Genomic DNA, 11,637 nt, shown 5'->3' on the forward strand with positions numbered 1-11,637 from the left:
GAACGGACCAAGCCGCACGTGAACGTGGGCACCATCGGTCACGTTGACCACGGCAAGACCACCCTGACGGCTGCCATCGCAACCGTGCTGTCCAAGAAGTTCGGCGGCGAAGCCAAGGCCTACGACCAGATCGACGCAGCGCCTGAAGAAAAGGCCCGCGGCATCACGATCAACACCGCGCACGTCGAGTACGAAACGGCCAACCGCCACTACGCTCACGTGGACTGCCCCGGTCACGCCGACTACGTCAAGAACATGATCACCGGCGCCGCCCAGATGGACGGCGCGATCCTGGTGTGCTCGGCCGCTGACGGCCCGATGCCCCAGACCCGCGAGCACATCCTGCTGTCGCGTCAGGTGGGCGTGCCCTACATCCTGGTGTTCCTGAACAAGGCCGACATGGTCGACGATGCCGAGTTGCTCGAGCTGGTCGAAATGGAAGTCCGTGAACTCCTGTCCAAGTACGACTTCCCCGGCGACGACACCCCGATCATCAAGGGTTCGGCCAAGCTGGCGCTGGAAGGCGACACGGGCGAGCTGGGCGAGCAAGCCATCATGAAGCTGGCCGAAGCCCTGGACACGTACATCCCTACGCCTGAGCGCGCTGTGGACGGCACGTTCCTGATGCCCGTGGAAGACGTGTTCTCGATCTCGGGTCGCGGCACCGTGGTGACCGGCCGTATCGAGCGCGGCATCATCAAGGTCGGCGAAGAAATCGAAATCGTCGGTATCGCTGCCACCCAGAAGACCACCTGCACCGGCGTGGAAATGTTCCGCAAGCTGCTGGACCAAGGTCAAGCTGGCGACAACGTCGGCATCCTGCTGCGCGGCACCAAGCGTGAAGACGTGCAGCGCGGCCAAGTGCTGTGCAAGCCCGGCTCGATCAAGCCGCACACGCACTTCACCGGCGAGATCTACGTGCTGTCCAAGGACGAAGGTGGTCGTCACACCCCGTTCTTCAACAACTACCGTCCTCAGTTCTACTTCCGTACGACGGACGTGACCGGTTCCATCGAGCTGCCCGCCGACAAGGAAATGGTCATGCCTGGTGACAACGTGTCGATCACCGTCAAGCTGATCGCCCCGATCGCCATGGAAGAAGGTCTGCGCTTCGCCATCCGTGAAGGCGGTCGTACCGTCGGCGCCGGCGTCGTGGCCAAGATCCTCGACTGATAACAACTTCATTCGTTCATTGTTCAGATTGGCCACAGGGGCATAGCTCAATTGGCAGAGCGTCGGTCTCCAAAACCGAAGGTTGGGGGTTCGATTCCCTCTGCCCCTGCCACCTAACTGAACACGATCGAGACATCACAGCTGGTCCACAGCAGCCCGCAAGGCCTTCACGGGTCCGCGGGCTTTGCTGCCTCAAGTCAAGTCATCCATGAGTTCCACCGCGCAAGTCGAAACCGTCACCACCGCTGCTGACAAGGCCAAGCTGGCCGCTGCCGGCCTGCTGGTGGTGGGCGCCGTCGCGGCCTTCTACCTGCTGGGTCAGCAAGACCTGTGGCTGCGCGTCGTCGCGCTGCTGCTGCTGGTGATCGCGGGCATCGCGGTGTTCTTCACCTCGGCCCCCGGCAAGGAACTCATCGCCTTCGGCCAGGATGCCGTCAAGGAAACCCGCAAGGTGGTGTGGCCCACCGGCTCCGAAGCGCGCCAGATGACGCTGTACGTCTTCGCCTTCGTGGTGGTGATGGCCCTGTTCCTGTGGTTGACCGACAAGTCCCTGGAGTGGCTGCTCTACAGCGTGCTGCTCGGCTGGAAACACTGATTTCTCCCATCCTCCCAACCAGGTTGACACACCCATGAGCGACGTTCAAGCCAGCCCCGCCTCCAACGCTGCCCCGCTGCGCTGGTACGTGGTCCATGCCTATTCGGGCATGGAAAAGGCCGTCGAGCGCAACCTGCGCGAGCGCATCGACCGCGCCGGCATGCAGGAGCAGTTCGGCCGCATTCTGGTGCCCACCGAAGAAGTCGTTGAAGTCAAGAACGGCAAGAAGTCCGTCACCGAGCGCCGTTTCTTCCCCGGCTACGTGCTGGTCGAGATGGTGATGAGCGACGACTCCTGGCACCTGGTCAAGAACACGTCCAAGGTCACCGGCTTCGTCGGTGGCGCCAAGAACCGTCCGGTGCCCATCTCGGAAGACGAGGTCATGAAGATCGTCAACCAGATGCAAGAAGGCATCGAGAAGCCCCGGCCCAAGGTCGAGTGGGAAAACGGCGAAGTGGTCCGCGTCAAGGAAGGCCCCTTCACCGACTTCAACGGCTCGATCGAAGACGTCAATTACGAAAAATCCAAGCTGCGCGTGTCTGTCACGATCTTTGGTCGTGCCACCCCGGTCGAGCTGGATTTCCATCAGGTCGAGAAGATCTGATTGCTCGCCAGGGCAGCGGATTGAAAGTCCGTTGGTCTGGCAGCCAAGAACACGGCCCCGGAGGATGGGGCCGGCCGATGGCAGCGCAAGCCGCCTGACGCCGATCACCTCCCGTGCCAGGCGCGAACGAGACCGCGTCAAGAGGAGCCAGGAGTTCATTTCGAATAAGCCTGGCGTTTGACTCAACCGACCTGACGTGGCCGTCGGGCGGTTCTAGGAGAAAGTTATGGCCAAGAAGATTATCGGCTTCATCAAGCTGCAAATCCCGGCAGGCAAGGCAAACCCTTCGCCTCCCATCGGTCCGGCGCTGGGTCAGCGCGGTCTGAACATCATGGAGTTCTGCAAGGCGTTCAACGCCCAGACGCAAGGCCTCGAGCCTGGTCTGGTGCTGCCGGTGGTGATCACCGCGTTCGCTGACAAGTCCTTCACCTTCATCCTCAAGACCCCGCCCGCGACGGTCCTGATCAAGAAGGCTGCCAAGCTGGACAAGGGTTCGCCCCGTCCGCACACCGACAAGGTTGGCAAGCTGACCCGCGCCCAGATCGAAGAGATCGCCAAGACCAAGCAGAAGGATCTCACCGCTGCTGACCTGGACGCCGCTGTGCGCACCATCGCTGGTTCTGCCCGCTCGATGGGCGTGATTGTGGAAGGAGTCTGATCATGGCAAAGCTCACCAAGCGTCAACAAGCGCTGCAAGGCAAGGTCGATTCGACCAAGCTGTACGCCATCGAAGAAGCCCTGACCATCATCAAGGACGCCGCCAACGCCAAGTTCGATGAGTCCATCGACGTGGCCGTGCAACTGGGCGTGGACGCCAAGAAGTCGGACCAGGTCGTTCGTGGCGCCGTCGTGCTGCCCAACGGCACCGGCAAGACCAAGCGCGTCGCCGTGTTCACGCAAGGCGCCAAGGCTGAAGAAGCCAAGGCCGCCGGCGCTGACGTGGTCGGCATGGAAGACCTGGCTGAACAGGTCAAGGCTGGCAACATCAACTTCGACGTGGTGATCGCCTCGCCGGACGCGATGCGCATCGTCGGTACCCTGGGTCAGATCCTGGGTCCCCGTGGCCTGATGCCCAACCCCAAGGTCGGCACCGTCACCCCCGACGTGGTCACCGCCGTCAAGAACGCCAAGGCTGGTCAAGTCCAGTTCCGTATCGACAAGGCCGGCATCGTGCACGGCACGATCGGTCGTCGTTCGTTCGACAGCGACAAGCTCAAGGGCAACCTGGCCGCGCTGCTGGATGCGCTGACCAAGGCCAAGCCCGCTTCGTCCAAGGGCGTCTACCTGCGCAAGGTGGCCGTGTCCTCGACGATGGGCCTGGGCGTTCGCGTCGACATCGGCTCGATCAACAACCCCGCCGCCTGATTGTTCAGGCCGGGCAGGTTGTGAACCTCCCATGACTGGCGGCCGCGCAAGCGGCCTGTTGGTCCGGGCCCCGCGCGAGTCTGGCGCGGTGGCCCGAAACGAATTGGTGGGCCGTGGTCCCTTCGCTTCGAGAGAAGCATCGGGGCTGCGGGCTATCAAAGACCGTAGGCGCTGCTCACCATGCTTGTACAGATGGTGCGTGGCTTAAACAGGGCTTTCAAGGTCCAGCCTACGCAGATGGCGTACCCGCTGTTGAAGGATCCGCTGCCTTGTCGTCCCCTGTGGATGGCAGGTGGTTCTTCCCTAGGCAGAAGGTCGCTGAATCCGGGTGTGCCCGGCAGGCTCGCCGCCCTATGGTGGTGGGCACGAAAGGCACGTTTTAAGGAGTAGACCTTGAGTCTCAATCGCAACGAGAAAGAAGCCGTCATCGCTGAAGTGGCTGCCCAGGCGGGCAAGGCACAGACGCTGGCACTGGCTGAATACCGCGGACTCACGGTGGCCCAACTCGACCAGCTGCGCAAGAACGCGCGTGCGCAAGGTGTGTATCTTCACGTGCTGAAGAACACGCTGGCCCGCCGCGCCGTGACCGGCACGCCGTTCGAAGTGGCTACCGAGAGCATGAGCGGTCCGCTGATCTACGGTTTTTCCGAAGACGCAGTGGCCGCCGCCAAGGTGATCGCCGACTTCGCAAAGTCCAACGACAAGCTGGTCCTGAAGGCTGGTGCGTACAACGGCAAGGCCCTGGATGCTGCTGGCATCAAGGCCCTGGCGTCCGTGCCGACGAAGGAAGTGCTGCTGGCCCAGATCGCCGCCCTGCTGCAGGCACCGGTCTCTGGTCTGGCCCGCGCCGTGGCCGCCGTGGCCGCCAAGCGTGGCGAAGGCGCCCCGGCTGCTGCTGAAGAAGCCGCACCTGCCGCTTGATCGATCACCGATCCGCATTCAATTTTTTACCGATTTAGGAAGAAACCATCATGGCATTCGATAAAGACGCATTCCTGACCTCCCTCGACAGCATGTCCGTTCTGGAACTGAACGAACTGGTCAAGGCCATTGAAGAGAAGTTCGGCGTGTCCGCCGCTGCTGTCGCCGCTCCCGCTGGCGGTGGCGCTGCTGGCGGTGGCGCTGCCGCTGCTGAAGAGAAGACCGAGTTCAACGTTGTCCTGACCGGCGCTGGCGCCAACAAGGTCGGCGTCATCAAGGCCGTGCGTGAAATCACCGGCCTGGGTCTGAAGGAAGCCAAGGACCTGGTCGACGGCGCTCCGAAGAACGTCAAGGAAGGCGTGGCCAAGGCTGACGCTGAAGCCGCCGTCAAGAAGCTGGTTGAAGCCGGCGCTACGGCCGAGCTGAAGTAATCCAGGCGCGGCTCTCAAGCCGCGTGACGGATGAGAGACGCTGCCCCCGGGCAGTGCACTCCGAGAAGGCTGCCCCACGGGGCGGCCTTTGGCGTCTGAGGGATTAAATCCTCGAGAGCAGCCGAAAAGCCATCCGGTAGTACACTGGAAGGCTTTTCGAGTGTTCTCTGAACCGACTGCAGAGAACCGGTTTGGTCGAGCCTGTGTCGCATCCCTGCGCACAGGTTGTCTGCCTAGCGGTTGGTAGTGGCCAACCACCAAGCCTCAGACATCTTCGTCTGAATGGCCAGTCGCCGAACAACGCCGCTGTCTTGGCCTGACGGTGGTGATATTCGAACCGAAACCAGCCGGTTTCGCAACGGAGAGTTTATGGCGCAAACAAACCCCTACAGCTACACCGAGCGCAAGCGTATTCGCAAGAGCTTCGGCAAGCGCGGCAGCGTGCTCAAGGTTCCTTATCTGCTGACGATGCAGAAGGAAGCCTACGTCGCCTTCCTCCAGAAGGACGGCGCACCGCAAAAACGCAAACCCGAAGGCCTGCAGGCCGCATTCCTGTCTGCGTTCCCCATTGTTTCGCACAATGGTTTCGTGGAGATGAAGTTCATCGAGTACAACATCGCCCGTCCGGCGTTCGATGAGCGCGAGTGTCAGCAACGGGGCCTTACCTTTGCCGCCGCCGTGCGCGCGAAGCTGCAGATGATCATCTACGACCGTGAGACGTCCACGTCCCAGTCCAAGGTGGTCAAGGAGATCAAGGAACAAGAGGTCTACATGGGCGAAGTGCCCCTGATGACCGACTACGGCTCCTTCATCATCAACGGTACCGAGCGCGTCATCGTGTCGCAGCTGCACCGTTCGCCTGGCGTGTTCTTCGAGCACGACAAGGGCAAGACCCACTCGTCCGGCAAGCTGTTGTTCAGCGCCCGGATCATTCCTTACCGCGGTTCGTGGCTCGATTTCGAGTTCGACCCGAAGGACCTGCTGTACTTCCGCGTGGACCGTCGCCGCAAGATGCCGGTGTCGACCCTGCTGAAGGCCATCGGCATGAACCCCGAGCAAATCCTGGCCACGTTCTTCGACAACGATCAGTTCAAGCTGATGGACTCGGGCGCCCAGATGGCGTACGTGTCCGAGCGCCTGAAGGGCGAAGTCGCTCGCTTCGACATCACCGACAAGTCGGGCAATGTCGTGGTCGAGAAGGACAAGCGCATCACCGCGCGCCACACCCGCCAGATCGAGCAATCGGGCACCACGCACATCAGCGTCCCCGAAGACTTCCTGCTGGGCCGCGTGCTGGCCAAGAACCAGATCGACCCGGACACCGGCGAGATCATCGCCAAGGCCAACGAAGAGCTGACCGAAGCGCTGCTCAAGAAGCTGCGCGCCGCCGGCATCCTGGACATCGAGTGCATTTTCACGAACGAACTCGACGAAGGCGCCTACATCTCGCAGACGCTGGCCACCGACGAAACGGCTGATGAACTCGCCGCCCGTGTCGCCATCTACCGCATGATGCGCCCCGGCGAGCCGCCCACGGAAGACGCCGTCCAAGCCCTGTTCCAGCGCCTGTTCTACAGCGAAGACACGTACGACCTGTCGCGCGTGGGCCGCATGAAGTTCAACGCCCGCGTGGGTCGCGACGAAGGCACCGGCCCCATGACCCTGATCAACGACGACATCCTGTCGGTCGTGAAGATCCTGGTCGAGCTGCGCAATGGCCGTGGCGAAGTCGATGACATCGATCACCTGGGCAACCGCCGCGTGCGTTGCGTGGGCGAGCTGGCCGAGAACCAATACCGTTCCGGTCTGGCCCGTATCGAGAAGGCCGTCAAGGAGCGTCTGGGCCAGGCCGAGACCGAAGCCCTGATGCCGCACGACCTGATCAACTCCAAGCCGATCTCTGCGGCCCTGAAGGAGTTCTTCGGTGCGTCGCAGCTGTCGCAGTTCATGGACCAGACCAACCCCCTGTCCGAGATCACGCACAAGCGGCGCGTGTCGGCCCTGGGCCCGGGTGGTCTGACCCGCGAACGCGCCGGCTTCGAAGTGCGCGACGTGCACCCGACCCACTACGGCCGTGTGTGCCCGATCGAAACGCCTGAAGGCCCGAACATCGGCCTGATCAACTCGCTGGCCCTGTACGCCCAACTGAACGAGTACGGCTTCATCGAGACGCCGTACCGTCGCGTGGTCGATGGCAAGACGACCGAGCAGATCGACTACCTGTCGGCCATCGAGGAAAGCAAGTACGTCATCGCCCAGGCCAACGCCGGCCTGGACGCTGAAGGCCGCCTGATCGACGAGCTGGTGTCGGCCCGTGAAAACGGTGAATCCGTGCTGCTGTCGCCCGAGCGCGTGCAGTACATGGACGTGTCGCCCTCGCAGATCGTGTCGGTGGCTGCCTCGCTCGTGCCTTTCCTGGAGCACGACGATGCGAACCGCGCGCTGATGGGCGCCAACATGCAACGTCAGGCCGTGCCCACCCTGCGCCCCGAGAAGGCCATGGTCGGTACCGGTGTCGAGCGCGTCGCTGCGGTCGACTCGGGCACCGTGGTGACCTCCAAGCGTGGCGGCATCGTGGACTACGTCGACACCAACCGCGTCGTGATCCGTGTCAATGACGCGGAAACGGTCGCCGGCGAAGTGGGCGTGGACATCTACAACCTGATCAAGTACCAGCGTTCCAACCAGAACACCAACATCCACCAGCGCGCCATCGTGCGCCGTGGTGACAAGGTGGCGGCTGGCGACGTGATCGCCGACGGCGCATCGACGGACCTGGGCGAACTGGCCCTGGGCCAGAACATGCTCGTGGCCTTCATGCCCTGGAACGGCTACAACTTCGAAGACTCGATCCTGATCTCCGAACGCGTGGTGGCCGAAGACCGCTACACCTCGATCCACATCGAGGAACTGGTGGTGATGGCCCGCGACACGAAGCTGGGCTCCGAAGAAATTACCCGCGACATCCCGAACCTGTCCGAGAACCAGTTGGCTCGTCTGGACGAGTCCGGCATCGTGTACATCGGCGCGGAAGTCGGCCCTGGCGACGTGCTGGTCGGCAAGGTCACGCCCAAGGGCGAGACCACCCTCACGCCTGAAGAGAAGCTGCTGCGCGCCATCTTCGGCGAGAAGGCTTCCGACGTGAAGGACACCTCGCTGCGCGTGGACCAAGGCACCTCGGGCACCGTCATCGACGTGCAGGTCTTCACCCGTGAAGGCATCCAGCGTGACAAGCGCGCCCAGCAGATCATCGACGATGAACTCAAGCGCTTCCGCCTGGACCTGAACGACCAGCTGCGCATCGTGGAGGCCGACGCCTTCGACCGTATCCGCAAGCTGCTCAACGGCAAGATCGCCAATGGCGGTCCGAACAAACTGGCCAAGGGCACGGCGATCGACGAGGCCTACCTGGACAGCGTCGAGAAGTTCCACTGGTTCGACATCCGTCCGGCGGAAGACGACCTGGCCAACCAGCTCGAATCCATCAAGAACTCGCTGGAGCAGACGCGCCACGCCTTCGACCTGCACTTCGAAGAAAAGCGCAAGAAGCTCACGCAAGGCGACGAGCTGCCCGCTGGCGTGCTGAAGATGGTCAAGGTTCACCTGGCCGTCAAGCGTCGCCTGCAGCCTGGCGACAAGATGGCCGGCCGTCACGGCAACAAGGGTGTCGTGTCCAAGATCGTTCCGGTCGAAGACATGCCCTACATGGCCGACGGCACTCCGTGCGACATCGTGCTGAACCCGCTGGGCGTGCCTTCGCGGATGAACGTGGGCCAGGTGCTCGAGGTTCACCTAGGCTGGGCCGGCAAGGGCATCGGCCAGCGCATCGGCAACATGCTGCAGGCGGAAGCCGGCGCGGCCGAGCTGCGCAAGTTCATGGACGAGCTGTTCAACAAGTCCGGCGGCAAGAAGGAAGACCTCTCGCAGCTGACCGACGTTGAAGTGGTCGAGATGGCCGGTGAGCTTTCCAAGGGCGTCACCTTCGCCACCCCGGTGTTCGACGGTGCCAAGGAAGACGAGATCCGCGCGATGCTGCAGTTGGCCTACCCGGCCGACATCGCCAAGGCCAAGGGCCTGACGCCGACCCGCACGCAGGCCATCCTGCACGACGGTCGCACCGGCGAAGCCTTCGAGCGTCCCGTCACCGTGGGCTACATGCACGTGCTGAAGCTGCACCACTTGGTGGACGACAAGATGCACGCCCGTTCGACCGGCCCGTACTCCCTGGTCACGCAGCAGCCGCTGGGTGGTAAGGCGCAGTTCGGTGGTCAGCGCTTCGGTGAAATGGAAGTGTGGGCCCTGGAAGCGTACGGCGCCTCCTATGTGCTGCAAGAGATGCTCACGGTCAAGTCCGATGACGTCAACGGCCGCACCAAGGTGTACGAGAACATCGTCAAGGGTGAGCACGCCATCGAGGCGGGCATGCCTGAGTCGTTCAACGTGCTGGTCAAGGAAATTCGCTCCCTGGGCATCGACATCGAGTTGGAGAGGAACTGACTTGTCAAAGACCCGCCATGCGGCGTTGGTCGGGTGCTTGCATAGCGCTGCTATGCGGCGCACCCGCCCGCCTTGCCTGGCGCGCCTTTGCCGGCGTCATTTCATCTCCAACCGTGCACTGAATATTTAGGAGAAAGCCATGAAAGGCTTGCTGGATCTCTTTAAGCAATTCACCCCCGATGAGCACTTCGATGCCATCAAGATCGGCCTGGCTTCGCCGGAGAAAATCCGCAGCTGGTCCTTCGGTGAAGTGAAGAAGCCCGAAACCATCAACTACCGCACGTTCAAGCCCGAGCGTGACGGCCTGTTCTGCGCCAAGATCTTCGGCCCGATCAAGGACTACGAGTGCTTGTGCGGCAAGTACAAGCGCCTGAAGCACCGCGGCGTGATCTGCGAGAAGTGCGGCGTCGAAGTGACCCAGACCAAGGTCCGCCGTGACCGCATGGGCCACATCGAACTGGCTGCGCCCTGCGCGCACATCTGGTTCCTGAAGTCGCTGCCGTCGCGTCTGGGCCTGGTCCTGGACATGACCCTGCGCGACATCGAGCGCGTGCTGTACTTCGAAGCCTACGTGATCGTCGACCCCGGCATGACCCCGCTGAAGAAGTTCGGCATCATGTCCGAGGACGACTACGACGCCAAGCGCCTCGAGTACGGCGATGAATTCCAGGCCCTGATGGGCGCGGAAGGCATCAAGCAGCTGCTCGAAGAGATGGACCTGGACGTCGAGATCGACAAGCTCCGCAACGACATGACCGGCTCGGAGCTCAAGGTCAAGAAGAACTCCAAGCGCCTGAAGGTCATGGAGGCCTTCAAGAAGTCCGGCATCAAGCCGAACTGGATGGTGCTGGACGTGCTGCCCGTGCTGCCGCCGGACCTGCGTCCGCTGGTGCCACTGGACGGCGGTCGTTTCGCCACGTCGGATCTGAATGATCTGTACCGTCGCGTCATCAACCGCAACAACCGTCTGGCCCGTCTGCTCGAGCTGAAGGCCCCCGAGATCATCGTGCGCAACGAAAAGCGCATGCTGCAAGAGTCGGTTGATTCGCTGCTGGACAACGGCCGCCGTGGCAAGGCCATGACGGGCGCCAACAAGCGTGCCCTGAAGTCGCTGGCCGACATGATCAAGGGCAAGAGCGGTCGTTTCCGTCAGAACCTGCTGGGCAAGCGGGTCGACTACTCCGGCCGTTCCGTCATCACCGTGGGCCCGACCCTCAAGCTGCACCAGTGCGGCCTGCCCAAGCTGATGGCCCTGGAGCTGTTCAAGCCCTTCATCTTCTCGCGCCTCGAAGCCATGGGCATCGCGACGACGATCAAGGCCGCCAAGAAGGAAGTCGAATCCGGCACCCCGGTTGTGTGGGACATCCTCGAAGAGGTCATCAAGGAGCACCCGGTTCTGCTGAACCGTGCGCCTACGCTGCACCGCCTGGGCATCCAGGCCTTCGAGCCCATGCTGATCGAAGGCAAGGCCATCCAGCTGCACCCTCTCGTCTGCGCGGCCTTCAACGCCGACTTCGACGGTGACCAGATGGCCGTCCACGTGCCGCTGTCGATCGAAGCGCAGATGGAAGCCCGCACCCTGATGCTGGCCTCCAACAACGTGCTGTTCCCGGCCTCCGGCGAGCCCTCCATCGTGCCGTCGCAAGACGTGGTGCTGGGCCTGTACTACGCCACCCGCGAGCGCATCAACGGCAAGGGCGAAGGCATGGTCTTCACCGACCTGGCCGAGCTGCAGCGCGCGCTGGACAACCACGTGGTCGAGATCACCGCCCGCATCAGCGTGCGCATGCTCGAGTGGACCAAGGACAAGGAAACGGGCGAGTTCACCTCCGAGCTCAAGCTGGTCGAGACCACCGTCGGTCGCGCCCTGCTGTCCGAGATCCTGCCCAAGGGCCTGCCCTTCTCCAACATCAACAAGGCGTTGAAGAAGAAGGAAATCTCGCGACTGATCAACACCTCGTTCCGCAAGTGCGGTCTGAAGGAAACCGTGGTGCTGGCCGACAAGCTGCTGCAAAACGGCTTCCGTCTGGCCACGCGCGCCGGCATCTCCA

The 11,637-nt window shown here is 62.6% G+C and carries 9 protein-coding genes and 1 tRNA gene; all 10 read left to right on the plus strand.

From position 1 onward, the window contains the following. On the plus strand, positions 1–1,173 hold a 1,173-nt coding region (tuf, locus tag WAQ08_RS08215), incomplete at its 5' end, for an elongation factor Tu (RefSeq protein WP_125245663.1). A gap of 36 nt (positions 1,174–1,209) precedes the next feature. After that, positions 1,210–1,285 (plus strand) — tRNA-Trp (locus tag WAQ08_RS08220). Positions 1,286–1,381: 96 nt separating this feature from the next. Further along, positions 1,382–1,768, plus strand: a complete 387-nt coding sequence (secE, locus tag WAQ08_RS08225; RefSeq protein WP_422190805.1) for a preprotein translocase subunit SecE — start codon at positions 1,382–1,384, stop codon at positions 1,766–1,768. Between the two features lie 34 nt (positions 1,769–1,802). After that, a complete protein-coding gene (gene nusG, locus WAQ08_RS08230; RefSeq protein ID WP_422190807.1) occupies positions 1,803–2,372 on the plus strand; it encodes a transcription termination/antitermination protein NusG in 570 nt (189 codons plus the stop codon). 226 nt (positions 2,373–2,598) lie between these two features. Beyond that, positions 2,599–3,030 carry a 50S ribosomal protein L11 gene (gene rplK / locus WAQ08_RS08235; protein ID WP_422190809.1) on the plus strand — a complete coding sequence of 144 codons (432 nt, stop codon included), beginning with the start codon at positions 2,599–2,601 and terminating at the stop codon, positions 3,028–3,030. 2 nt (positions 3,031–3,032) lie between these two features. After that, entirely contained in the window at positions 3,033–3,737 is a 705-nt protein-coding gene (gene rplA, locus WAQ08_RS08240; protein ID WP_422190811.1) for a 50S ribosomal protein L1, read from the plus strand. A 393-nt stretch (positions 3,738–4,130) separates the two neighbouring features. Continuing rightward, positions 4,131–4,658: a 50S ribosomal protein L10 gene (gene rplJ / locus WAQ08_RS08245; RefSeq protein ID WP_422190813.1), complete on the plus strand. Its 528-nt coding sequence runs from the start codon at positions 4,131–4,133 to the stop codon at positions 4,656–4,658. A gap of 50 nt (positions 4,659–4,708) precedes the next feature. Beyond that, a complete protein-coding gene (rplL, locus tag WAQ08_RS08250; RefSeq protein ID WP_422190815.1) occupies positions 4,709–5,089 on the plus strand; it encodes a 50S ribosomal protein L7/L12 in 381 nt (126 codons plus the stop codon). 369 nt (positions 5,090–5,458) lie between these two features. Then, a complete protein-coding gene (gene rpoB, locus WAQ08_RS08255) occupies positions 5,459–9,586 on the plus strand; it encodes a DNA-directed RNA polymerase subunit beta (RefSeq protein WP_422190817.1) in 4,128 nt (1,375 codons plus the stop codon). A 139-nt stretch (positions 9,587–9,725) separates the two neighbouring features. Continuing rightward, the coding region (gene rpoC / locus WAQ08_RS08260) for a DNA-directed RNA polymerase subunit beta' (RefSeq protein ID WP_422190819.1) at positions 9,726–11,637 on the plus strand (1,912 nt) is incomplete at its 3' end.

It is taken from the genome of Aquabacterium sp. (assembly GCF_049274795.1).
Lineage (GTDB): Bacteria > Pseudomonadota > Gammaproteobacteria > Burkholderiales > Burkholderiaceae_C > Aquabacterium.

Coding starts and splice junctions, on each gene's coding strand:
- rplK (WP_422190809.1), top strand. CDS start 2,599: ATGGCCAAGAAGATTATCGGCTTCATCAAGCTGCAAATCCCGGCAGGC.
- nusG (WP_422190807.1), top strand. CDS start 1,803: ATGAGCGACGTTCAAGCCAGCCCCGCCTCCAACGCTGCCCCGCTGCGC.
- rplA (WP_422190811.1), top strand. CDS start 3,033: ATGGCAAAGCTCACCAAGCGTCAACAAGCGCTGCAAGGCAAGGTCGAT.
- secE (WP_422190805.1), top strand. CDS start 1,382: ATGAGTTCCACCGCGCAAGTCGAAACCGTCACCACCGCTGCTGACAAG.
- rpoB (WP_422190817.1), top strand. CDS start 5,459: ATGGCGCAAACAAACCCCTACAGCTACACCGAGCGCAAGCGTATTCGC.
- rplL (WP_422190815.1), top strand. CDS start 4,709: ATGGCATTCGATAAAGACGCATTCCTGACCTCCCTCGACAGCATGTCC.